General features: G+C 68.0%; 23 protein-coding genes and 1 pseudogene. 5 read left to right on the top strand and 19 right to left on the bottom strand.

The features are described 5' to 3' along the window. Positions 1-25 precede the first annotated feature (25 nt). From BKA16_RS23815 to BKA16_RS08655, 3 genes are all read left to right on the top strand, one after another. Positions 26-238: a hypothetical protein gene (locus tag BKA16_RS23815; RefSeq protein WP_246371695.1), complete on the top strand. Its 213-nt coding sequence runs from the start codon at positions 26-28 to the stop codon at positions 236-238. Positions 239-307: 69 nt separating this feature from the next. Further along, a complete protein-coding gene (locus tag BKA16_RS08660) occupies positions 308-892 on the top strand; it encodes a flavin reductase family protein (protein ID WP_183370277.1) in 585 nt (194 codons plus the stop codon). Positions 893-956: 64 nt separating this feature from the next. After that, positions 957-1,688, top strand: coding sequence for an alpha/beta fold hydrolase (locus tag BKA16_RS08655; protein WP_183370276.1), 732 nt, complete (start codon positions 957-959; stop codon positions 1,686-1,688). A 25-nt stretch (positions 1,689-1,713) separates the two neighbouring features. Here BKA16_RS08655 and BKA16_RS08650 read toward each other — a convergent pair whose 3' ends face one another. Continuing rightward, a complete protein-coding gene (locus BKA16_RS08650; RefSeq protein ID WP_183370275.1) occupies positions 1,714-2,310 on the bottom strand; it encodes a TetR/AcrR family transcriptional regulator in 597 nt (198 codons plus the stop codon). Between the two features lie 108 nt (positions 2,311-2,418). On the opposite strand from BKA16_RS08650, the gene BKA16_RS08645 reads away from it, so the two are divergent. Then, on the top strand, positions 2,419-3,930 hold the full coding sequence (locus BKA16_RS08645) for an aldehyde dehydrogenase family protein (RefSeq protein ID WP_183370274.1): 1,512 nt from the start codon (positions 2,419-2,421) through the stop codon (positions 3,928-3,930). 45 nt (positions 3,931-3,975) lie between these two features. After that, positions 3,976-4,845: a mycofactocin-coupled SDR family oxidoreductase gene (locus BKA16_RS08640; protein WP_183370273.1), complete on the top strand. Its 870-nt coding sequence runs from the start codon at positions 3,976-3,978 to the stop codon at positions 4,843-4,845. Here the strand turns inward: BKA16_RS08640 and BKA16_RS24165 are convergent. The 18 genes and pseudogenes from BKA16_RS24165 to BKA16_RS08555 all read right to left on the bottom strand — a co-directional run bounded on the left by BKA16_RS24165 (position 4,814) and on the right by BKA16_RS08555 (position 22,260). Beyond that, a complete protein-coding gene (locus BKA16_RS24165; protein ID WP_183370272.1) occupies positions 4,814-5,878 on the bottom strand; it encodes a DUF2889 domain-containing protein in 1,065 nt (354 codons plus the stop codon). The two genes, BKA16_RS08640 and BKA16_RS24165, sit on opposite strands and share 32 nt — an antisense overlap. 12 nt (positions 5,879-5,890) lie before the next feature. Beyond that, positions 5,891-6,430, bottom strand: coding sequence for a DoxX family protein (locus BKA16_RS08630; protein WP_183370271.1), 540 nt, complete (start codon positions 6,428-6,430; stop codon positions 5,891-5,893). Further along, the gene (locus BKA16_RS08625; protein WP_183370270.1) at positions 6,418-7,389 is read right to left on the bottom strand and encodes an LLM class flavin-dependent oxidoreductase; all 972 of its coding nucleotides are present in this window, start codon (positions 7,387-7,389) and stop codon (positions 6,418-6,420) included. Before BKA16_RS08625 ends, BKA16_RS08630 begins: the two co-directional genes overlap by 13 nt. After that, the gene (locus BKA16_RS08620) at positions 7,373-8,287 is read right to left on the bottom strand and encodes an acyl-CoA thioesterase domain-containing protein (RefSeq protein WP_183370269.1); all 915 of its coding nucleotides are present in this window, start codon (positions 8,285-8,287) and stop codon (positions 7,373-7,375) included. The genes BKA16_RS08625 and BKA16_RS08620 overlap by 17 nt, the downstream gene beginning before the upstream one ends. Before the next feature lie 3 nt (positions 8,288-8,290). Further along, complete coding sequence (locus tag BKA16_RS08615) at positions 8,291-9,043, bottom strand: SDR family NAD(P)-dependent oxidoreductase (protein ID WP_183370268.1); 753 nt, start codon at positions 9,041-9,043, stop codon at positions 8,291-8,293. 15 nt (positions 9,044-9,058) lie between these two features. Beyond that, positions 9,059-9,676 carry a PaaI family thioesterase gene (locus BKA16_RS08610; protein ID WP_183370267.1) on the bottom strand — a complete coding sequence of 206 codons (618 nt, stop codon included), beginning with the start codon at positions 9,674-9,676 and terminating at the stop codon, positions 9,059-9,061. After that, positions 9,673-10,584 carry a TIGR03619 family F420-dependent LLM class oxidoreductase gene (locus tag BKA16_RS08605; RefSeq protein ID WP_183370266.1) on the bottom strand — a complete coding sequence of 304 codons (912 nt, stop codon included), beginning with the start codon at positions 10,582-10,584 and terminating at the stop codon, positions 9,673-9,675. The genes BKA16_RS08610 and BKA16_RS08605 overlap by 4 nt, the downstream gene beginning before the upstream one ends. A 13-nt stretch (positions 10,585-10,597) precedes the next feature. Further along, positions 10,598-11,779, bottom strand: a complete 1,182-nt coding sequence (locus BKA16_RS08600; protein WP_183370265.1) for an acyl-CoA dehydrogenase family protein — start codon at positions 11,777-11,779, stop codon at positions 10,598-10,600. Continuing rightward, the gene (locus tag BKA16_RS08595) at positions 11,779-12,978 is read right to left on the bottom strand and encodes a thiolase family protein (RefSeq protein ID WP_183370264.1); all 1,200 of its coding nucleotides are present in this window, start codon (positions 12,976-12,978) and stop codon (positions 11,779-11,781) included. The genes BKA16_RS08600 and BKA16_RS08595 overlap by 1 nt, the downstream gene beginning before the upstream one ends. Before the next feature lie 37 nt (positions 12,979-13,015). Next, positions 13,016-14,482 carry an aldehyde dehydrogenase family protein gene (locus BKA16_RS08590; protein WP_183372969.1) on the bottom strand — a complete coding sequence of 489 codons (1,467 nt, stop codon included), beginning with the start codon at positions 14,480-14,482 and terminating at the stop codon, positions 13,016-13,018. Positions 14,483-14,554: 72 nt separating this feature from the next. Next, positions 14,555-15,367, bottom strand: coding sequence for an enoyl-CoA hydratase/isomerase family protein (locus tag BKA16_RS23805; RefSeq protein ID WP_343067602.1), 813 nt, complete (start codon positions 15,365-15,367; stop codon positions 14,555-14,557). A 90-nt stretch (positions 15,368-15,457) separates the two neighbouring features. Further along, positions 15,458-16,819: pseudogene (locus tag BKA16_RS23800) on the bottom strand (AMP-binding protein); the annotation flags it as partial. A 74-nt stretch (positions 16,820-16,893) separates the two neighbouring features. Further along, the gene (locus BKA16_RS08580) at positions 16,894-18,438 is read right to left on the bottom strand and encodes an AMP-binding protein (protein ID WP_183372967.1); all 1,545 of its coding nucleotides are present in this window, start codon (positions 18,436-18,438) and stop codon (positions 16,894-16,896) included. A 55-nt stretch (positions 18,439-18,493) separates the two neighbouring features. Beyond that, on the bottom strand, positions 18,494-19,009 hold the full coding sequence (locus BKA16_RS08575) for an aromatic-ring-hydroxylating dioxygenase subunit beta (protein WP_183370263.1): 516 nt from the start codon (positions 19,007-19,009) through the stop codon (positions 18,494-18,496). Continuing rightward, entirely contained in the window at positions 19,006-20,337 is a 1,332-nt protein-coding gene (locus BKA16_RS08570) for an aromatic ring-hydroxylating oxygenase subunit alpha (protein WP_183370262.1), read from the bottom strand. Before BKA16_RS08570 ends, BKA16_RS08575 begins: the two co-directional genes overlap by 4 nt. Continuing rightward, on the bottom strand, positions 20,334-20,786 hold the full coding sequence (locus BKA16_RS08565) for a Zn-ribbon domain-containing OB-fold protein (protein ID WP_183370261.1): 453 nt from the start codon (positions 20,784-20,786) through the stop codon (positions 20,334-20,336). The genes BKA16_RS08570 and BKA16_RS08565 overlap by 4 nt, the downstream gene beginning before the upstream one ends. Continuing rightward, entirely contained in the window at positions 20,783-21,949 is a 1,167-nt protein-coding gene (locus BKA16_RS08560; RefSeq protein WP_183370260.1) for a thiolase family protein, read from the bottom strand. The genes BKA16_RS08565 and BKA16_RS08560 overlap by 4 nt, the downstream gene beginning before the upstream one ends. Next, entirely contained in the window at positions 21,946-22,260 is a 315-nt protein-coding gene (locus tag BKA16_RS08555) for a hypothetical protein (RefSeq protein ID WP_387995800.1), read from the bottom strand. The genes BKA16_RS08560 and BKA16_RS08555 overlap by 4 nt, the downstream gene beginning before the upstream one ends. Between the last annotated feature and the right edge of the window lie 28 nt (positions 22,261-22,288).

Below are 22,288 nucleotides of genomic sequence, written 5' to 3'. Positions count from 1 at the left end.
GTGGTGTTCGGAGGAGGACGTCTGGGTGGCGGCCGAGATAAAGGCGTTCGCCAGAGAGTATGCGCAAGCAGCGGCGAAGCGACCCCAGACCCTCGAGGGACGACGCAGCCGCCGGGACTGGGGACCGCGGGTCGACTGGGCTCGGCCCGAGACCGGCCACACGTCCAAGCCGTCCTGGCTCGGCAATGACCCGGCCGCGGTATTCACGAGCATCGACGTCGGCGTCCGCTCGCACTGATCGACCACCTCACCATCGACAATCGGCCCGTCCCACCCGGGGCGGGCGACCTCTCACAAAGGAATTGACATGACGTTGGACACGGATGCAGCAAATCGGACACTCGCGGGGCTTCGCCCGTTCCCCGTCGCGATCACGACTGTCGACGGCGGTGTCGCGAACGGCCTGATGTCGTTGTCCGCAGGAACGGCGAGCATCATTCCCGAGGCTCCGCGCGCGATGTGCGGCCTGACGAAGTACAACAAGACGCACGACATGGTCCTCAACTCGGGAGTCTTCGTCATGCACATGTTGAGCGCGGGCGAGGACGAAGTCGACGCGTCCTTGAACATCCTGATGACGCTCGGCGGTCGCTCCGGCCGCGACGGCGACAAGATCGGCGGCCTGCGCACCAAGACCGGTGTCACCGGAGCCCCGATCCTGCTCGACGCGCACAGTTACGTCGAATGCGAAGTGGTCTCCTCGCTCGATGTTCAGGAGAGCACGATCTTCGTCGGCGACGTCGTCGCGTCGGAAGTGTTCAGCGCCGCCTCGCGCATCAAGATCGGCGAGGCGTGGAGCAAGCTGCCCGCGGAGTGGATCGAGCAGTACGACGCGAACCACATCCCGCAGCTGCAGAGCGCGAAGGACCATCGCTTCGGTCGTCAGAACTGACCGGACACTACTCCCGACGAGTGCGGCCCCGCAGGCCGCCGACCCTTCGACCACGGAGCTCACGATGACCGATCTCATTCTCCTGCACGGCGGCGAGCACGGCTCGTGGTGTTGGGACCGTGCACTCGACCGACTGACCGCGCAGCCCGGCGGTTTCGCACGGATCCTGACACTCGACATGCCCGGATGCGGGCGCAAGCGCGGGCGCGACACCTCGGGTCTCTCGATCGCCGAGGTCGCGCGGGAACTCAATGAGGACGTCCGTGCGGCAGGCTTCGAGGGCGGCGTCCTGGTGGGCCACTCGGTCGCGGGCATCGTGATGCCGCTCCTGCCGATACAGGAGCCGGAACTGTACTCGCAGCTGGTGTACCTCGCCGCGTCCCTTCCGGAGGAGGGCCAGACCATCGTGGAGATGATGGGTACGGCGCTGCATGACGAGGACCCCGAGACGGTCGGTTGGCCGGTCGACCCGGCGACGTCGACGCCCCAGGAGCTGAACCGGGCGATGTTCTGCCAGGATCTCGACGAGGCGACCGCGGCGTGGTTGCTCGGCGAGGTGGCTCTCGACTCCACGCCGGCGTCGGTGATGACCGGGCCGGCGACCCGCCGGGGATACGACGGACTCGTTCCGGCCACCTACATCCTCACGCAACGCGACCGGATTCTGCCGCCCACGTGGCAGCGACGCTTCGCCGAGCGCGCGGGATGCGACCGGGTCCTCGAGATCGACACCCCGCACGAGCCGTTCGTCTCCCGCCCCGACCTGCTCGCGGAGGTCCTCCGACAGCTGGCGTGAGGCGACGCAGCGGTGCTGCGCGTGGTCACCCCGCAGCGAACCCGTCCCGGACCAGCGCGAACGCCTCGTCGAGAAAGCGGTCCGGCCGGTGTTCGGCGGACTCGACCCAGACCGACAGCGCGATCCATCCTGCACAGAACAGGCTCTGCACCAGCAGCTTCGTGAACAGGTCGTCGGCTCCGTGTTCTGTGCGACCGGCGATGAACTCAACGACCACGGACTCCCACGGCTCGAACCGAGCCGATCCCAGGGGCCACCCGCTGGACGACTCGGCGATGACGGAGACCTGAGTGCGCAGCAGGTCCATCTCCGAGTCGAGGTAGGTCAACATCTTCGGCATCTGGGTGCAGAGGACCGCGATGGGGTCCGCATCCCGCGGCGCGGCGCGGAGCGTCTCGGCGAGAGCGGCCACCTCGTCCTCGGTCCGGTCCCACAGGACGTCGGCCTTCGAGGCGAAGTAACGCAGGAGTGTCGATCGCCCGATCCCGCATTGCTCGGCGATGTCGGTCATCGTCACCGCGTCGTATCCTCGCTCGGCGAACATCCGCAGACCGGTGCGCGCGACCGCCGCCCGGTCGGCGGCACGGGGTCGTCCGCCACGATTCACCGCTTGCGACATCATCGACCCTCCTTCGCCGCGGATGGTACTACCCGATACGTTGTGGACCTGAGACCCAAAAGGTATCGTACGGAACAGGCGCCGACCACTGTGACGGCGGACACCACGTTCATGGGAGATACCGCATTGGCTTCGACGAGAACGGATTCCTTCACCCCCGAATCCCGCTTCCTGATCGACGGATCGTTGGCGAGGTCCGCAGACGGGACGGCCTTCGACGTCGTCGATCCGGCGACGGGTTCGACGATCGGCGTCGTTGCCGACGCGACCCACGCCGACATGGACGCGGCGATCGCAGCCGCGCGCCGAGCTTTCGACCAGAGCACATGGGCCACCGACCTCGCTCTGCGGCAACGCTGTCTGCGTCAACTGCACGAAGCGATCGTCGCCGAGTCGGAGGAGTTGCGCGCGGAGCTGATCGCCGAAGCGGGCGCACCGCTCATGACGACCTACATGGCACAACTCGACTGGCCGCTGTCGGACGGACTCCTCTGGCCCGCCGAGGCCGCAGGCGATCTGCCGTGGGTCCGCCGCATCGCCGACAGCCCGGTCTTCGGACCCGACAACGCCCGATACGTGTTCAAGGAGCCGGTCGGAGTAGTGGCGGGCATCCTGCCGTGGAACTTCCCGTTCGAGATCCTCATCGGCAAACTCGGACCGATTCTCGCGACCGGGAACTCCGTGGTGATCAAGCCCGCCGCCGAGACCCCGTTCAACGCGACGCGGATCGGCCGCCTTATCGCCGAGAAGACCGACATCCCCGCAGGCGTCGTCAACATCGTGACCACCCGCGACACGGCGGTCGCGCAGACCCTGCTGACCGATCCTCGGGTCGACATGATCTCGTTCACCGGGTCCACCCGCACTGGCCGGTTGATCACCGAGCTGTCAGCCCCGACCTTCAAGCGACTCCTGCTGGAGTTGGGCGGCAAGAGCGCAGGCATCCTCCTCGATGACGCCGACCTCGACCTGGCTCTTCCGTCGGCGATGTCGGCGTGCATGCACGCGGGCCAGGGCTGCGCACTTCCGACCCGACTGCTGGTGCACCGCTCGAAGTACGAGGACGCCGTCGCCCGACTCGAAGCAGCGTTCGCGGCGTTCCCCTACGGCGACCCGACCGACTCCGGTACTCTCTGCGGGCCGGTGATCAGCGAGCGGCAACGGACCCGGATCCTCGACCTCGTCGCGCGCGGCGTGTCCGAGGGCGGACGGCTGGTCGTCGGCGGCGGGATTCCGCAGGATCGGCCGGACGGGTTCTTCGTGGAGCCGACGCTCTTCGTCGACGTCGACAACTCGGCGACGATCTCCCAGACCGAGATCTTCGGCCCCGTGTTGTCGGTGACCCCGTTCGACGACGACGACGACGCTATCCGGATCGCCGACGACAGCGTCTACGGGCTGTCCGGGAACGTCTTCACCGCGTCCGCCGACCGCGCATTGAGGATCGCTCGAAGCGTGCGCACCGGGTCGTTCATGATCAACGGCGGCATGTTCTACGGAGCGGATTCCCCGTACGGCGGATACAAGCACAGCGGAGTCGGCCGTCAGGGCGGATTCGAAGGACTCGAGACGTATCTAGAGACGAAAGCGGTCGCCACGACGCTGCCGCTCGACATCGAATGAATTCGCGAAGTCACCACGATCGATCACCAGAAGGGACCACACATCATGGCAGGAAGAGTCGAGGGCAAGGTCGCGTTCATCACCGGGGCTGCGCGCGGACAGGGTCGAGCGCACGCGGTGCGTCTCGCCGAAGAGGGCGCGGACATCATCGCGGTCGACATCTGTGAACAGATCGAATCCAATCCGTATCCGCTCGCCACCGAGAAGGATCTGGCGGCGACCGCCGCATCGATCGAGCGACTGGGACGGCGAGTCGTTTCGGTCAAGGCCGACGTCCGAGACCGTGCTCGACTCGAGGCGGCACTCTCCGACGGGGTCGCGGCGCTCGGGCGCCTCGACGTCGTGGTCGCGAACGCCGGCATTCTGCCCATGGCCATGGGTGATCCGCAACCATCCGACTTCGTCGACGCCGTCGACGTCGACCTGGTCGGGGTGATGAACACGATCGCCGTGGCGATCCCGCATCTGGGCGACCACTCGTCCATCGTCATCACCGGTTCCACGGCGGCGATGCTGCCGAACACCACGGACAACCCAGCACTGGGACCCGGGTCGGCGGGATACGGGTGGGCCAAGAAGACGTTGATCGGGTACTCTGAGCAACTCGCGCAGCACCTGGCCGGTCGATTCATCCGCGTCAACGTGATCCACCCGACCAACGTCGACACCCATCTCCTGCACAACGACGGCCTGTATTCGATGTTCCGTCCGGACCTCGCGGCCCCAGCCCGCGACGACGTCGAACCGGCGTTCATCCAGTTCCATGCGATGCCGATCCCCTACGTCGATCCCGTCGACATCTCCAACGCGGTGCTGTTCTTCGCGTCGGACGAGTCCCGCTACGTCACCGGCCAGCAGTTGCGCGTCGACGCCGGCGCCCTGCTCAAGGCACCGGGCGGCCCGGTGGGCGGGTGACGGACGCCTCCCAGCCCGAGTCGGTCGACGCCATCTCCGCGACGTCGCCCAGGCAGCGGAACAGATCGTTGAGGTGAGTGCACGTCGACGTGCCGCGCAGGTCCCGCCGCACGATGGAGTTCAGGTCGGACAGGCGCAGCCCGACCAGCCGCTCCGCGCTCGCGGCGGCGACCGGGCACTCGACCCAGGGCAGCACTCGCGGCGTCGCGCTGATCGACGTGATGGTGCTTGTCACCGGGTCGATGTCGGCGACCACCTGGTACTCGTGGATCACCGTGTCGACGCCGTCGGCGCGCCGGAATGTGTCCCGGAACCAGCCGTCGACGTGGATCGAATCGCCGCCGGATCCGAGCGCGACGTCCAGCCGCCGCAGCCGACGCATGCCCAGCACCGCCGTCGGTCCGAGGGGCTGCCACTGGTCGGGCATCGCGCCCGCGAGCACGTCCGGCGTCTCCGGTCCGGTCGGCAACGGGAGGACGCCCTCGGCGCGCAGGGTCGTCACCATCGTCGCGTCGTCGGCGTATCCGGCACAGTATCCGGCGCCGCCCGCATGCTGGGCCACACTCGCCGCCGAACGCATGCCCGCCACCTGGTACGACACGGTGTTGCCGCCGATCAACGCCGCCACCGGCACGTCGTCGAGCATCAGGTGGAGGCGACTGCGCCGTGCGACGTGGTCCGGGACGAGTTCGACGAGTCTGGTCCGAAAGCCGGACGATGCACTCGATCCGACCAGCCCGCCCAGACGCGGGTCCCAGGGGTCGGCGGTGACATCGGTGACGGTGCGCCCGTTCAGGAAGTCCATCTCGACGCGCATCCGGTCGGTCGGGCTCACGAAGATCGACCCGGTCGAGTCCATCCGACTGTCCCGCGCCGAACCCGTGAGAATCAGATGTCCGTCGTCGGGCACGTAGTCGATGTCGACAGCGGTCGCCCGCCGACGAACGCCTCGCGCCAGTTTCGGAGTCGATTCCATCGGCTCGTGGATGCCGTGGCGCGGATGCAGCGGCGACGAGGAGTCGTTGTCGGTCACGGCGTCATCTCCTCAGGGCCGGGTGCCCGGTCGATGAAACGCCGCCAGCTGTCCGAGCGCACCCGCGGCGCCCGCTCCTGCGGCGAACGCGGCTGCCGCATCGCCGGTCAGGGCGGAGTCGATGCCGAGTCGTCGGTCCACGCTCCACCGGCCCGGGCCGACGCCCGCCAACGCCACGGCTGCGACCGCCAGGTTGGCGACGTACTCCCACCCCTCGGCGGTGATGAAGAAGCCGTTCCTCACGTGCACGGATCGGCCCGCGACTGCCATCGTGCCGACCACCGCCGCTGCCGCCAACGGCGTCCCCGCACCCGCGATGAGCGCGACACCCGCCCCGGTCTCCACGACGGCACTGGCGGCCGCCTGCATCTTCGGTCTGCGGAAGCCGATCGACTCGAACCATCCTGCGGTGCCGCTGAGACTCGTCGCGTGTTTGAGTCCGTGCGCGACCATCGTTCCGCCGACCGAGGTACGCAGCAGCAGCCGCACCGCGTCCAGTCCTCGCCAGGACGGAGGCGTCGAATTCTCGGCGGACCGCTTCAGTGATCGCATTGCGTCTCCTTCTCTGCATTCGTGTCGTCGTCGCGTCGTCGATCGGTTCGCGCCGAGCCGATGACCTCCTGGACCGGGGCGATCACCTCACGGCCGAACACGTCGATCGTGTCAGGCTCGGCTCGGTCGTGGAACCGCACGATCATCAGGTCGACGCCGCGCTCGGCCTCGGCCAGGAACATCGCGCGCAGCTCCTCGGGACTGCCGACCAGCGGCGGTCCCCAACTCGTCGCGGGCATCCGCCTACCGGTTCGCTCGACGACTTTCGCCCGCATGCGTTCGTCGGTGACCAATCCGACCGCGTACTGCGCCGATATCCGCGCATCGCCGCGCAGCGGGGCGAGTTCGTCGAACCGCGGACGGGCGCCGCCGACACAGTTCCACCAATCGGCGTGGCGCGCGACGAGGGGCATCGTCAGCCGACGGCCGCCCCCTCCGATGTGGATCGGCACCCGGGGTTGGACCGGCGTCGGACTGCCCTGCGCGCCGCGGAGCGTGAAGTGGTCGCCGGCGTAGTCGAACGGCTGACCGCCGAACATGAGTCGCACGATCTCGATCGTCTCCGCCAGCCGAGCCGACCGTTCCCGACGTGTGCCGACGTCGAACCCGAAGGTCGCGAACTCGTCTTCCACCGACCCCCACCCCAGGCCCAGGTCGAGCCGTCCCGCCGAGATCCGGTCGAGGGTGGCCGCCATCTTCGCGAGCACCGCCGGGTGACGTATCGGATTGCATCCCACCAGATGCCCGATCCGTAGTGTCGACGTCGCAGTCGCCACAGCCGTCAGCATCGTCCAGCTCTCGAGGGCAGGCACTGCGGGGGCTCCGGGCGTGTAGAGGTGATCCATCAGCCAGAACGAACCGAATCCCGCGGATTCGGCCTGCTGCGCCGCTGTCAGGACCTCGTCGGGTTCCATTCCGAGCTGGGGAACGAAGAGTCCGAAACTACTGTCGGTTGCCATCGAGCGCTCGCACCAGACCTTCCTGCATCGTGTCCGCCACCGGAACTCCGTCGAGCCCGCAGATCGCCCCGCGACACAATTCGTGCTCCGGCGACGATCTGACCGGCGCCGTCTCGTGAAGCAGCCAGCCGCCGGCGTGGACGCCGTCGGCGAACCAGATCGAGTGGTCCACACTCACCACGCGGTGGGTTCCGGCCCCCATCAGCACGCCGCGCGGCCCCAGCGAACCGGCCAGCAGGAACATGTCGGAGAGGTACGCGACAGCCGCCGCCTGTACGAGGGGATCCTCGGGGATCGGGTCGGCGGGTCGCACCAGGAACCGTTCACCCGCCGGTGCCCGCCCACGCCGCATCACCTGCAACCGCACCGGTTCGTGGAGGAAACGGACGTCGAGCCGCAACATGGTGCACAACCCATGCAACCACGTCGACAGGCCCTCCCGGTGCTGGACCGGAGCGTCGTCGATCGACCACGTCGCGGCCTCCGGGTCGACGGCGGGGCGCACCGGATCCGCTCTGCCCGCCGAGTCCCGCGAGAAACTCAGCTCCGCCGTCGACACCAGGCGTCCGTACTGGGTGCCGCGCACGAGGCGTCGAGCACTGGATCTGCTGTCGCGGATCTCGTCGACCGCGTAGTCGATCGGGGTCGCCGGGTCGCCGGGCCGTTCGAAGTACGCGTGCATCGAGGTGGGCGTCATGCCGTCGTGCACGGTCCGACCCGCGGCGACCACCGACTGCCCTAGTAGCTGACCGCCGAATACCGCGGGCGGTCCACCGGGCAACGGATCAGCTCGAAAGACTCCGGCGCCGACGGCGGCGAGCGACAGGACGTCGGCCAGCGACCGCTGGTCGGCCTGCCCGTCATCGGTCGGCGAACCGAGGATCGTCACGTCAGTCACCCGTCAGCTCCACGTCAGACCGCCGTCGACGAGCAGGGTGTGGCCGGTGACGTATCCGGCGCCGTCGGACACCAGGTAGGCGACTGCCGCCGCGACCTCGTCCGGTCGTCCCATGCGTCCCGCCGGGACACCGGCCGCCCACTCACGCTGCTGCTCCTCCCCGTAGGCGGCGATGCCCTCGGTCGCGATCGTTCCGGGCGCCACTGCGTTCACCTGAATGTCGCGTCGGGCGTACTGGAGCGCCACATTCTTCGTCAGGCCGACCACCCCGTGCTTGGCCGCGGTGTAGGCCGCCATCGACGGCGCGTTGCCCACCCCGCACTCGGACGCGATGTTGACGATCTTGCCGTGTCCGACGGACACCATGTGCGCGAGTTCGGCGCGCATGCAGAGGAACGTACCGCGCAGGTCCACCGCCATCACCGCATCCCAGGTCTCGATCGCGAGTTCGTGGAGGTCAACCGGGGGATGCGCGATGCCCGCGTTGTTGACCGCCACGTCGAGTCCGCCGAACCGTTCGACGGTCCCAGCGACCAGCGCCTCGACGTCGGTGGGGTCGGAGACGTCCGCTGAGATGAACTCCGCGGACCCACCGGCCGCGGTGATCGACTCGACCGTCTCGGCAGCGCCCGCCGCGTCGACGTCGGACACCACGACGCGGGCTCCGTCCGCCGCCAGACGCCGCGCGATCGCTCGCCCGAGACCCGAACCCGCACCGGTCACCAGGGCCGCGCGATATGCACTCCTCGTATTCATCTGATTCTCCTTCGGTCAGTCGCCGAGCCCGGCGACACCTGGCCACATCTGGTCCGCCGGGCACACGAACAGTGCGTGCGCTTCGGCGCATAGGGTCTCGCCGTCGCAGATCCGTGCTTCGACGAATGCCTTCCGTCCCTGCACCGACGCGATCTCTGCGGACACGGACAGCGGCCGACCGACCGGGGTCATGCTCCGGTAGTCAACATTGAGGTACGCCGTTCTGGCGCTCGAACCGGAACCGAGCGACCTGCTGACGAACATCCCGATGAAGTCGTCGAACATCATCGAGATGATCCCGCCGTGCACCACGTTCTCGTTGCCCATGTGCCGCAGGCCGAACTCCACCGTGCCGGACGTGCTGGTCGGTCCGTCCTCGTGCACCTCGTAGGGCACCAGGATCGGATGAGGCAGGCCGGACATGCCCGCGTACCGGGTCGGCCGCCGGTCGTAGTCCACCCGGTGTTCCGCGACCCGCGCCGCCAGCGCCGAGAAGTCCGCGGTCAACTCGGACATCGCCGACTCCGGCGGCGCGGCGAGGCACACCTCGTCCTCCAGCCTGTTGAACGACCCCGCATAATCGAGGTACCGGTCGTCGACGTGCTGGTCGTCGACGCGCTCGGCGGCCGTCATCGTCGTACCAGCCCGTCCCGGAGCACCGACAGGTCCTCCCGGAACCGGCTGAGACTGCGACTTGTGGGCTCGATGGTCAGCCAGGTCACCCCGGCCGCCTCGTACTCGCCGATCGCCGGCGCCAGCGCCTCCACGAACGCCTCAATGCCGTCCCGGCGCAGAATCCGTGCTTCGAACGGTGCGAACACCACGTCGCAGGGCGGCGCGCCGCGGTCGGCGCGTCGCGTGTTCAGGTCCGCGATCTGGGCCGCCAGTGGATCGATGCCGTCGAGCGCCGGAGTCCGGGTGATCGCCGCCATCTCGGCGCTCTGCGCGATCGGCATCCATCCGTCGCCGATCTCGACTGCTCGCCGTCGTGCCGCCTTGCTGTTGCCGCCGACCCAGATCGGCGGGCCGCCGGGCGTCGTCGGCAAGGGCAACGACGCGTGTCCCGACCGGCCGAACTCCGGACCGTCGTGCTCCTCGCCACGCCACATCGCCCTCATCGCGGCGATGCCCTCGTCGAGTTTGCGTCCACGGTTCGCGAAGTCCGCTCCGAGCGCATCGAACTCGGACTTCAGATAGCCTGCGCCGACGCCGACGGTCAGCCGACCGTTCGACAGGGTATCCAGGCTGGCTACGGCTTTACCGCCGAGATACGGGTTCCGGTAGCCGACCACCATGAGATAGGTGATCAACCGGATCCTCTCGGTGGCTTCGGCGGCGATCGCCAGGGAGACAAACGGGTCGAACGCGTGGTGACCGCCGTCGGCGAGCCACTCACGATCGGGGTACGGGTGCTCGCTCATCGAGAACCCCTCGAATCCGGCCTCCTCCGCGCGCCTGGCGACCTCCCCCAGGCTGCCTTCCTCGATCCATTCAGCGTAGTGCTTCACCGCGCGCATCGGGAACATCAGATTGAACTTCATCGTCGTCGATCTCCTACTTGAACAGGTCACGTGCAACGACGACCCGCTGCACTTCGGTGGCGCCTTCGCCCAGTCGCTTCACGCGGAGATCTCGGAACCAGCGTTCGAGGGGAAGTTCCTCCGACAGTCCGAGCGCTCCGTGGACCTGGATGCACCGATCGAGCACCTTGTAGGCGACCTCGGTCGCGTACATCTTTGCGATCGACGCGTCCACGCGCACGTCGCGACCGAGATCGGCATTCCAGGCCGCCTGGTACATGAGCAGTCGCGCCGCCCGAAGCTCGACCTCCGCGTCGACCAGCATCCATGCGATCCCTTGCTTGTCCGCGAGCCGACCACCGAAGACCTCCCGGTCCTTGGCCCAGCGGCAGGCCGCGTCCAGCGCCTCCTGCGCGATCCCGATGGGACCGGCCGCGTACGTGATGCGCCCGTGCACCAAGAAGTCGCTGGCCAGTGCGAACCCGCCGCCCTCGGCGCCGATCAAGTTCGCCTTCGGGACCCGGACGCCGTCGAAGTGCAGTTCGTTCGGGGTGAAAGACGCCATCACGCCGATCGGACTCACCGTCAGGCCGGGGCTGTCGGTCTCCACGATGAAGCATGAGATCCCCGACCGACCCTCCCCGGTGCGCGCGTACACGACACCCCAGTCGGCGGCGTCGACATGCGAGATCCACGTCTTGGAGCCGTCGAGGACGTAGTGGTCGCCGTCGGCGACCGCCTTGAGCGTGATCGCCCGCGCCGGATCCGATCCGCCGGAGGGCTCGCTGATCGCAGTGAACGCCTTCGCCATGCGGCCGTCGATGATCGGCTTCGCGAACTTCTCGAACTGTTCCGCCGACGCCTTGAACATGACGTTGGGCGGATTGCCCCCGAACGCACCGAGCGCCGGGAAGAACGCGCCCATCCGGCACTTCGCCGCCTCCTCAGCAACCACGACCTGGCCAAGGACCCCGAGTCCCGCGCCGCCGTGGCGCTCCGGCGTCTGCAGCGCCCAGAGCCCGAGGGCCCGCGCCTTCTCCTGCAACGGCAGCAGCGTCTCGCGGGGCAGCCCCGCGGCGTCGTGCGGCAGCGTCGCCTCCAACGGATGAACCTCACGCGCCATGAATCGCTGCACGGTGTCACGCAGCATCCGCAGTTCCTCTGGGAGCTCCCAGGCGCCCAGACTCGAGTCGGCCTCGGTGGTCGGGGACGTCATCAGGCCGCCCGCGGAGTCGGCACTTCGATCACCACGGCGCCCGCCTGACCTCCGCCCGCACACATGGCGGCGACGCCGACGCCCCCGCCACGGCGCCGGAGCTCACCGATCAGCGACAGCACCATGCGCGCACCGGACGCGGACACCGGGTGCCCGATCGAGCATCCCGAACCGAGGACGTTGACAAGTTCCTCGTCGATGCCCAGCTTCTTGCAGGCCGCGACCGGCACCGATGCGAACGCCTCGTTGATCTCCCACAAGGCGACATCTTCGACGGCGACGCCGGCACGTCCGAGAACCTTGGGTATGACGTCGAGGACTGCCAGCCCGGTGTCCTTCGGATCGATGGCCGTCGACGCCCACGCGTTGACCGTCGCGAGGACGTCAAGCCCCTTCTCCTCCGCCAAGTCGGATCCGACGACCATGACGGCGGCCGCCGCGTCGTTCACGCCGCTCGAGTTGCCCGCGGTGATCGAGAAGCCCGCGATCTCCGGGTGCAGCACCTTCAGGCCCGCCAGGCGCTGCGTCGTGGTGTCCCGCCGCGGATGCTCGTCCACCGCGAACTCCATGGTCTCGCCGTCGGCGGTGCGGATCTGCACGGGCACGATCTCGTCCGCGAACGCACCGGAGTCGATGGCGGCGATCGCGCGCTCATGCGACCGCAGCGCCCACGCGTCCAGTTCCTCGCGGGTCAGTCCGGTCGCCTGCGCGGTGTTCCATCCCACGGTGATCGACATGTCCATGTTCGGCGCCTGCGCGCTGTCCGGGTGAGTCGGTGGCATCCACTTCTCGGTGAACTGGTCGATGGTTCCGGGCACGCGGAACGCCTGCAGCGGCGACGTCGACGTCGACTGCACGCCGCCTGCGATGATCGCTCGCTCGGCGCCCGAGATGACCTGCGCGGCGGCGTCGCCGATCGAGGTGAGGCTGCCTGCACAGTGCCGGTTCACGGCCTGTCCCGGTACACGCAGCATTCCGGCGACAACGGCCGCATGCCGCGCCATGTCGCCGCCGCCGTAGTTCGATTCGGCGAGGATCACGTCGTCGACGTCGTCGACGTCGAGGCCGCTGCGCTTGTACACCTCCGACACGACGATCTCGGCGAGCTCCATCGCGGTCGTATCGCGCAGTGTGCCCTTGAACGCGGTTCCGACGGGCGTCCGAGCGCCCGCGACGATGACTGCATCAATAGGAGACATGGTGGTAAGTCCTTTCGTAAAGATGAGCGGCCGGTGGTCAGCCGAGAGTGAACGGATCGCGGGTGGCGCCGGACAACTCCACCCACACGGATTTGGTCTCGGTGAAGTCCTTCACTGCGTCGAGTCCGTTCTCGCGCCCGATGCCGCTGGCGCCGACGCCGCCGAACGGGACGTGGGGTGCCACCGTCCGATAGGCGTTGACCCACACCGTGCCCGCGCGGAGCGCCGCGGCCACCCGATGCGCGCAATGCACGTCCTTCGTCCACACCGACCCCGCCAGGCCGAACTCGGTCGAGTTGGCCATCGTCACCGCCTCCGCTTCGTCGGCGAAGGTCTGCACAGCCAACACGGGTCCGAAGACCTCCTCACGTGCGACCCGCATGTCGGCGGTGACACCGGTGAGCACGGTCGGCTTGACGAACAGGCCGCCGAGCTCGATGGCGGGCTCGCCGCCGTACGCCACGGTGGCTCCGTCCGCGCGGGCCGACTCGAAGTGGGAGAGCACCTTCTCGTACTGGGGACGGTTGGACACCGGCCCCATCTCGGTGGCCGGGTCCTTCGGATCGCCCAAGACGATGGACGCTGCACGGGCGACGACCTTCTCGATCAGTGTGTCCGCGACGCTCTCATGGACCAGCAGCCGTGAACCGGCCAGGCAGGTCTGCCCGGTGGCCGCGAAGATCCCGGAGATCACGCCGTTCGCCGCGGCGTCGAGATCGGCGTCCGGGAACACCACCTGGGCCGACTTGCCACCGAGTTCCAGGGTGAACCGAGCGAGGTTGGCCACCGCGGCCTGGCCGACGTGGATACCGGTGCCGGTGGATCCGGTGAACGCGATCTTGTCGACTCCGGGATGGGATGCGAGGGCCGCACCGGTACCCGGTCCCCAACCGCTGACGACGTTCACCACGCCCGGCGGAAATCCCGCCTCGGCGAACAGTCTGCCGAAGGCGAGGGTCGACGCGGGAGTGTGATCACTGGGTTTGATCACGAACGTGCATCCGGCGGCGAGACCGGCGGCGAGTTTCCAGGTCAGCAGCAGCAGCGGCGAATTCCACGGGGTGATGGCGCCGACCACGCCGACCGGCTCGTGCCGGGTGTAGACGAAGAAGTTCGACTTGTCTGTCGGGATTACGCTCCCCTCCAGCTTGTCGGCCATTCCCGCGTAGTAGAAGAAATACTCGGGCAGGCTTCTCATCTGACCGGCCATCTCCCGCACGAGCTTGCCCCCGTCGCGCACCTCCAGCTCGGCGAGCTGGTCGGCGTCGCGCGCGATCAGTTCGCCCAACCGCCACAGCAGGCGTCCGCGGGCCGTCGGCGTCATCTGTCCCCATGGTCCGGAGAGTGCGGCTCGGGCGGCGGCGACAGCACGATCGATGTCGTCGGCGTCCCCGTCGGGCACCCGCACCCACGGGGCGCCGGTGTACGGATCGATGCTCTCGTACGTCCGACCCGACCTCGCCGTGACCTCCTCACCGTTGATGAGGAGCGGGAGGGCGACGATCTGATCAGCGTGAGACTCGGTACTCACAGCTACTCCTTAGTTCGTAGTGGTCGACTGCTCGCACGCGACCTGTCAGCGGACGCGAGGGCGACGCTTGTTCGTTCGGGAGTCCGAACGCCCCGCGCCCGGGTTGCCGATCTGCGTGTACGACAGTCCGTTCCGGAGAGCCGTGGTCGGCGTCATGTCGAGGGACTCCCAGATGGCCCGCACCGTGCCCTGGATCGCCTCCGGCCGTCGGTCGGCGATCTCGGCGGCCAACTGCTGCGCGCGCGCACGTAGGTCCGCAGGCGTCGTCACCTCAGTGACGATGCCCGTCCGCAGCGCCGTCTGAGCGTTCATCCGCTCCTCGCTGCCGATCAACGCCCAGCGAAGCACCTCACCGAGCGGCACCCCGCGTGCGAGCATGCCCATCGGTTCGAGCGCGGACACCATCCCGGAGTTCGCGTGGGGATCGAAGAACGTCGCGTCGTCGCTGCAGATCACGATGTCCGACTCGTTGACGAAGTACATCGCCCCACCGGCGACCATGCCATGCAACGCACAGACCACCGGCTTCCACACGCGGTGCTGCTTCGGTCCGAGCGCGACGCCCGGATCCTCCTGGTTGAACCGACTGATGTGCGTCCACCATGCGCCTTCACCGACATCGACGCCGGTGCAGAAGGCCCGCTCGCCGTCGGCCTGCAGCACCGCGACTCGGACGTCGTCGTCGTCGCGGACCCGTCCCCAGACGTCGGCGATCTCGGCGGCCATCTTCTCGTTGAACGCGTTGAGCCGGTCCGGCCGGCTCAACGTGATGGTAGCGACGTGATCGACGACCTCGAACCGAATCGTCTCGTACGCCCGATCGCCTGCACCGTCGGCGGACGACTCGCCCGCCGCGATCAGATACTCGCGCAGTTTCGACTTGGCGATCTTGCCAAGGGAGTTGCGGGGTATCGTCTCTACGTTCTCCACCTGTTCCGGGTATTTACGAATGTTCAAGGGGGTGGTCCGCAGGTACGCGGCCACCGATTCGACGTCAAGAGGCGCCGCGGGGTCGACCGGCACGACGACCGCGCACACGCGCTCGCCGGAGTTCTCATCGGGCATGCCGACCACCGTCACATCGGCGATCGCCGGATGGTCGACCAGCGTCCGTTCGACTTCGACCGCCGAGATGTTCTCCATCTTCCGGACGATGACGTCCTTGATCCGGCCAGTAACGGACAGTCGGCCTGCGGCGTTGAGACGCCCCAGGTCGCCGGTCTTGAAGTACCCCTGGTCGTCGAGGGCGTCGGGGGCCGCCGCCGGGTCGACGTAGCCGCGGAACAACTGCGGCCCGCGGAGCCGGATCTCCCCGATCCCGCCCGCCTCGACGTCGGCACCCTCAGCGTCGACGATGCGGATCTCCACGCCCGCCCCGGGCCGACCCTCGAACACCGCGTGCTCCTCGGCGGTGTCGTCGGGGCTTCCCCATGTCGCATACGGGAACTCCGTCATGCCGTAGCCGGAGATGATCCCGACCCCGCCGAGCTGGGCGGCCACCTGCTCGCTGAGTTCGGCGGGCCTGCCCGACCCGCCGCCGAGCACCGCACGAGCACACGGGAACAGCGGAGCGACGCCCCGATCCTGGGCTATCCGCAGATACGCAGTGGTGAACGGGAGTCCGGACCCGATCAGGGTGGCGTTCTCGCTGATCAGCTGGTCGGCATTCTGCTCGGGTGCGAACATCGCCGAAGCGATCAGCGTGTGCCCGACGATGAGGCTGCTCAGGATGTGATCGATCCCGCCGATATGCGTGATCGGCAGATAATAGGCGCACCGGTCGTCGGCCGTCACCGCGACGTTCGAGGTGAATGTCTGCGCGGACCGGATCAGGCCCGCGTCGGTGTGCTTGACGCCTTTGGGGTCGGACGTGGTACCCGACGTGTAGAAGATCCACCGCACCAGATCGCCTGCGGCGGATGCCTGTGCGGGCGGGGCGTCGGCTGCGGGCGGCGCCCACCCCGTGCCGATCACCTCGACGGCCATGCCGGATCGATCGGCGGCGATCGATCGCGCCATCGCGGCGTGATCGAATCCCCGATACTGATCCGGGACGATGAGAAGAGACGACTCGACCTGGCCGGTGATGAACGCGACTTCGCTCTCGCGGAGCATCGGCACGATCGGGTTCTGGACTGCGCCGACCCGCGCCAATCCGAGCGCCACCGCCATCGCCTCGACGCTGGTCGGCAGCTGCCAGGAGACGACGTCGCCGACGCCGACGCCGCGGTCGGACAACCAGTCCGCCGTGCGCGACGCGAGATCATGGAATTCGGCGAAAGTGAATCGTCTGCCGTGCTCGTCGACCACGAACTCGGCGGCGGGTGACGCCTCGACGCGGTCGACAAGCAGAGCCCAGATGGAGTCGGCGGACTCGGCAGCGGTCACGATGCGGCCTGCGCTGCGGTGAGTTCCTCGGCGATCTCCCGCTTGAGAATCTTGCCCGCCGGGCCCAGCGGGAACTCGGTGCGGAACTCGAACCGGCGCGGCTGCTTGTACCCGGCGAGCTCGGCGCGGCACAGCGCGGCCAGTTCGCCCGCCAGCGTCGTCTCGTCGACGGCACCCTTCGGCACGATCACGGCGACGGGCGTCTCGCCCCATTCCGGATCCGGGACTCCGACCACGGCGACCATCTCCACGGACGCGTGATGCCCGATGACGCGCTCGATCTCTGCCGGATACACGTTGAATCCGCCGGAGATGATCATCTCGGTCCGTCGACCGGTGATGTGCAGGTACCGGTCCTCGTCAAGGAAGCCCAGGTCACCTGACCAAAGTCCGGTGCTGCGGAACGTCTTCGCCGTCTGGTCGCTGCGATTCCAGTAACCCACGGCGTTCGCTTCGCTGACGATGACGACTTCGCCGATCTCACCGGCCGGCAGATCGTCGCCGTTGTCGTCGACGATCCGGATCGAGCACATCGGCGTCTCCTGCCCGCACGAGGTGCGGATGCTGGTCCGGCCGTCGACCATATCCCGGTGATCCTGCGGGGTGAGGATCGTGGCCTGTCCGCCGCACTCGGTGAGTCCGTAGCGCTGCTGCAGGTCGCAGCCGAGCAGGTCCATCGCCCGCTTGGCGAGCCCCGGGGGAACCGGCGCCGACCCGTAACTGATCCGGCGAAGACTCGATACGTCCCGCGCCGGGCCCTCCTCGAGGATCTTGAGCGTGCGCTGGAGCATCGTCGGGATGAAGGTGGTGAACGTGACCCCGCTCCGCTCGATCTCGTCGAGCACCGCCTCCGGGTCGAACCGCTTGTGGATGACCATCGTCTGCCCGAGATAGGTCCAGGACAGGGTGCGAACCATGCCGCCTGCGGTGAAGAACGGCGTTGTCGCGAGGAAGACGTCCGAGCGGTTGCTCTCGGTGACCAGGGTCGTGTCGACCGCCTGCGCAAGCATCCCTCGATGGGTGTGAATGACACCCTTGGAGCGGCCCGTAGTGCCCGAGGTGTACAGGATGAACTGGATGTCGTCGGGCCGCAGCAACACGGCGGGCTCGTCGGCCGACGCTGTGCGCAACGCCCGGTCGTAGTCGGTGCCGCTGGTCGACCCGCCGATCTCCAGGACCACGTTCAGGTCGTTCAACTCGGAGCCGAACCGCTCGACCTGATCGGTGTGCGCGATGGCTGCCACAGCGCCGGAGTCGTCCCGGATGTGCGCCAACTCGTCTGCGGCGAGGCGGATGTTCACCGGCACGGAGACGACCCCCGCCTTCGCGCAGGCGAACGTGATCTCCGGCCACTCGATACAGTTCCGGGCGATCACCAGGATGCGATCGCCCTTCCGCATGCCGGCCGCATGCAGGTAGTTCGCCAGTCGGCGAGCGCGTTCGTCGACCTGCGACCAGGTGTGTGTCCGACCGCTTTCGATGACAGCCGGCTTGTCGGGGTACCGGCGGGCGTTGTTCTTTGAGATGTCTCCTACGAGCACATTGACCTCACTGGGCGTAGTCACGAGAGATGGCTTCTCGTGTTCGGACTCTGGATCAGATCAGGAATGCCAGCGTGTCGACGGGTCCGCCGGCGCTGATGAGGTGAACGGTCTTCGCGGCCAGGCGGAGTCCGTCCGGACTCCGGCGGACCTTGTGGATCACCCGACCAGCCCACACCCGCTGGCCCTGGCGGTACTCGAACAGTGCGAAGTTGGACGCCACGGTGACCGTGTCGTCTTCGGATGCAAGCACCTCCTGGTTGGAGAGCATCCGACGCATCACCGACGGTGGCGTCTGCGAGTGGCGGTTGCCTGTGTTGAGCTGTGCGACGCGGCTCTTGATGCGCCTGCGGTTGTCGTAGATGTACGACAGGTCTGTCGCGGGGTCGTCGTCGGCATGCATCGGAACCCAGTAGAGGGCATCGTCGTCCCACAGCAGTTCCCACTCGGAGTAGCGTGCCTCGTCCGCGAGACGCGCCTCAAGGTTCAAGAATGCCACCACGTCGGCGTCGGGCGCAGGAAGCGGCGTCAGCACGGATGCGAGGGCGTCGGTGTCGTCGATGGTCGTCACTGGTCGTTCTCCTGTTCGATTGTGGTGGCGGCGGGCGCGTCGGCGCCGCCGACGACCTTGGCCCACTGGCGGTAAAAGCCGCGCTGCGGCGTCTCGGCGCTCTTGTCGCTGTTGACGATGCCGGTCTCATCGGCGACGTCGGTCTCGACACCGCGGGACAGGCGCAGCCACTCCGGGTCCCGCGCCGCGAGACCGGCCTGGTTGCGCATCCCGATCTCACCGTCGTCGGCGATCAGGAATCCGGCGGGCCCCATCGCGCCTTCGGCGCGCCGCAGCGACTTCTGGTTGATCTCGTCCTGGCCCGGGAACATCGCAGCGGTGGTGTAGGCGATCGTCTCGTTGACCGAGAGCGGCTCGACGTACATGACGTTCATCTCGGCGAGGAACAGGTTCGGCCAGATCAGCGTGTGCGGCGGACCGACGACGAGGGCGTCGTGAGTCTTCTCCGGACCGTGCCGCTTCTCCAGCGCGGCCGAGTACTTCGGCAGCTTCTCGCGTGTCGTCCGGCCGTACCAGACAAACTCCTCGTCGATTCGGCGGTACTCGGCCGCGTAGTCGATCTCCGAGTGTCCGTCACCGATGTCACGGACGACGACCGCCGTCTTCGACGGAACGTGCGACACCTTTGCCGGCCGGACCGCGTCGTACACCGACGCATGGGTGAACAGCGCGTGGTAGCCGTCCACGTTGTTCTCGACGACCATCTTCCAGTTCGCCAAGTGACGGTGCTTCATCCAGTTGGCACGGAGGTCGATGGTGCCGGTCGGCGAGAGGTCCAGCAGACGATCGATGGCGCGGACGGCGCCGCCCAGATGCTCGGTCAGCGACGGTCCCTCAGCGGCGAGCGAGGCGAAGATGAAGCCGCCGTAGCTGTCGACGCGCGCTGCCTCGGCCAGGCCGAGCTCGGAGCGCACCCCCTGGAACGCGTCGCCGTAGCCTTCGCGCATCGGCACTGCGGTGAGCGAACCGGTGTTGCTGAACGTCCAACCGTGATAAGGGCACCGGAACGAGCTGGCGTTGCCCATCTCCGCGTTGCACAGCTTGTTTGCGCGGTGCGAGCAGCGGTTGAGCAGGACGCGGACCTCACCATCCTTGCCGTGGGCGACGACGACCGGGTTGGAGCCGATCTGCCGGGTCAGGTAGTCGCCCGGCTCGCTCACCTCACTGTCGTGAGCGACGTACACCCATCCGGTGCTGAAGATGGTGTCCATCTCTCGCTGGAAGATCTCCGGCGAGGTGTACACCGAACCGTGAACACGGTCCTCCTGCACGACGTCCCGCACGTCGAATTCTGCACGCACCTCGTGCTTCGGCTCCGTAGTTGTCATTTGTCGTCCTCCGTATCGGTCGAAGAGGGGAGTGCTAGGGCCGGGACGGCAGTCCCGGCGAGGTGTCGGAATCCGACGGAGACCTCGGCGCCGATCGGCGGCGTCGGGATCCCGGATGCGATGGCCGTGACGATCAGCCGGTGACCGCTCGACAGTTCGACGTCGACGATCGGATAGGGTTCGGTGCCGATCACGAGTCCGCGTTCAAGACGGTGCATGGTGGTCGCCGAGTGCACGACTCCGCGCCGGTCCACCGGTCGCCACTGCACCTGCGCCGCACCGCAGCCGTCGCACACGTGCTGCTCCAGGTCGAGAGCGAGGGAGCAGCGTCCGCAGAACGGGAGGACCAGGTCGCCGCGGCCTGCTCCCTCGTACAACGGCTCCAGTCGATCACCGTCGATCGCCGGGGCGAGTGACTCGGCGAGCAGCCAGTCGCTGTGGTCGGTCATGCTGCACGCTCCAGAATCATCGCGGCGTGGTGATCGATCCGCCCGCCGATGCCGCCGACGAGCGCGGTGGTCGCACCGGCCACCTGTCGTCCTTCTCCTGCGCCGCGCAGCTGCACGACGGCCTCGGCCAGGGGCGTCATCCCCTGCAGGTAGAACCCGGAGAGTTGACCGCCACCGGTGTTGACCGGCAACGATCCACCCGGGCCCGTGTGTCCGTCGCGGACGAACGCGCCGACCGGCGCACCGCCGGTGAGGTCGTATTCGTCCAACAGGATCAACGACACGATCGAGAACGGGTCGTACAGCTCCACCACGTCGAGGTCGGCTCGACTCATACCCGCCTGGGCGAGGGCGGCGTCGACGCAGAGCCGGCCGCCGCCGAACCACGATTCGCCGCCGGCGCGGCGATGCCGCACCGGGTGGTCGCGACCGGTTCCGCGAACGGTGACGCGCACGCCGTCACCGACTCCCGGGTCGGCGGTGACGATCACCGCGACCGCGCCGTTCACCGGACGTGCGGAGTCCAGGCGCCGCAGCGGATCCGCGATCATCGGACTCGCGTAGTAGCCTTCCGCGTCGAGCGGGGTCCTGATCACTGCCGCCGGATTGTGCACGGACCAGCTGCGCGCGGTCGTCGCCACGGCGCACAGGTCCGCTGGATCACCGCCGGTCACATGCAACCAGCGCTGTGCGAGCAGCGCGTACGTGGGCACCGATCCGAGCACTCCGCTGGCACGTTCGAGTCCTCGCGAGCCCGACGAGCCGCCGCTCTGCGCGTACAGCGAACCAGATCCCTTCCCGGCGATGAGCGGCGCGTCGGCGAATACGCACATCACCGTGCGCGCCTCGCCCGACGCGACCGCGTACCGGGCTCGCTGGATCATCGCGACGGTGGTGGCGCCTTTGATCTCGACGTGTTCAAGGAGTCGGAGGTCGTCGAATCCGCCCTGGGCGGCGAATCCCACGCCGAGACGGTCCGGGCGCACGCCCTGAGACGATCCGACGAGCAGGCCGTCGACGTCGGCAAGTGTGACGCCTGCGTCGGCCACTGCTCTCTCCGCGGCGATGACCGCCAGTTCGAGCGCACTCTGCCCGGCGACGAGGCTCATCTCCGTCATGCCGAATCCGACGATGGCGGCGTCGCGGACGGAACCTGCGCTCATCGACGGTCCCGATCCGATCGGCCGAACGAACGGTCGACCCGCGCACCGCGGTAGCTGCCGACGCGCAGCCAGTCGTCCCGGTCGTCCGGCGACGCCAGACAGAAGCTGACCAGTTCCAGCGGGGTCAGGAAGACATGGTCGTCGCTCTCGAGGTCCTCGACGAGCAGGCGGTCGCCGTTGCCCGAGGAGTCCACCGACACCCGCACCGCCGCGAACTCGTTCATCAGCGTTGCGAGCTCACGGCGCCGGACGTGCCAGTGCACCGACGGATCGACTGCGTTCTCGGCGTCTGAAGGGTCCCCGTTCGTCATGGGCATCAACCGTTCGCTCGTAGGAAGA

This window comes from Gordonia humi (genome assembly GCF_014197435.1).
GTDB lineage: Bacteria > Actinomycetota > Actinomycetes > Mycobacteriales > Mycobacteriaceae > Gordonia > Gordonia humi.
Note: the sequence above shows the minus strand (reverse complement) of the source record. Positions and strands in the feature narration are given on the sequence as shown.

What these genes read in the sequence shown, in the direction of transcription:
- BKA16_RS08660 (WP_183370277.1), top strand. Translation starts at nt 308, where the DNA reads ATGACGTTGGACACGGATGCAGCAAATCGGACACTCGCGGGGCTTCGC.
- BKA16_RS08655 (WP_183370276.1), top strand. Translation starts at nt 957, where the DNA reads ATGACCGATCTCATTCTCCTGCACGGCGGCGAGCACGGCTCGTGGTGT.
- BKA16_RS08650 (WP_183370275.1), bottom strand. Translation starts at nt 2,310, where the DNA reads ATGATGTCGCAAGCGGTGAATCGTGGCGGACGACCCCGTGCCGCCGAC.
- BKA16_RS08645 (WP_183370274.1), top strand. Translation starts at nt 2,419, where the DNA reads ATGGGAGATACCGCATTGGCTTCGACGAGAACGGATTCCTTCACCCCC.
- BKA16_RS08640 (WP_183370273.1), top strand. Translation starts at nt 3,976, where the DNA reads ATGGCAGGAAGAGTCGAGGGCAAGGTCGCGTTCATCACCGGGGCTGCG.
- BKA16_RS08630 (WP_183370271.1), bottom strand. Translation starts at nt 6,430, where the DNA reads ATGCGATCACTGAAGCGGTCCGCCGAGAATTCGACGCCTCCGTCCTGG.
- BKA16_RS08625 (WP_183370270.1), bottom strand. Translation starts at nt 7,389, where the DNA reads ATGGCAACCGACAGTAGTTTCGGACTCTTCGTTCCCCAGCTCGGAATG.
- BKA16_RS08615 (WP_183370268.1), bottom strand. Translation starts at nt 9,043, where the DNA reads ATGAATACGAGGAGTGCATATCGCGCGGCCCTGGTGACCGGTGCGGGT.
- BKA16_RS08610 (WP_183370267.1), bottom strand. Translation starts at nt 9,676, where the DNA reads ATGACGGCCGCCGAGCGCGTCGACGACCAGCACGTCGACGACCGGTAC.
- BKA16_RS08605 (WP_183370266.1), bottom strand. Translation starts at nt 10,584, where the DNA reads ATGAAGTTCAATCTGATGTTCCCGATGCGCGCGGTGAAGCACTACGCT.
- BKA16_RS08600 (WP_183370265.1), bottom strand. Translation starts at nt 11,779, where the DNA reads ATGACGTCCCCGACCACCGAGGCCGACTCGAGTCTGGGCGCCTGGGAG.
- BKA16_RS08595 (WP_183370264.1), bottom strand. Translation starts at nt 12,978, where the DNA reads ATGTCTCCTATTGATGCAGTCATCGTCGCGGGCGCTCGGACGCCCGTC.
- BKA16_RS08570 (WP_183370262.1), bottom strand. Translation starts at nt 20,337, where the DNA reads ATGACAACTACGGAGCCGAAGCACGAGGTGCGTGCAGAATTCGACGTG.
- BKA16_RS08565 (WP_183370261.1), bottom strand. Translation starts at nt 20,786, where the DNA reads ATGACCGACCACAGCGACTGGCTGCTCGCCGAGTCACTCGCCCCGGCG.
- BKA16_RS08560 (WP_183370260.1), bottom strand. Translation starts at nt 21,949, where the DNA reads ATGAGCGCAGGTTCCGTCCGCGACGCCGCCATCGTCGGATTCGGCATG.
- BKA16_RS08555 (WP_387995800.1), bottom strand. Translation starts at nt 22,260, where the DNA reads ATGACGAACGGGGACCCTTCAGACGCCGAGAACGCAGTCGATCCGTCG.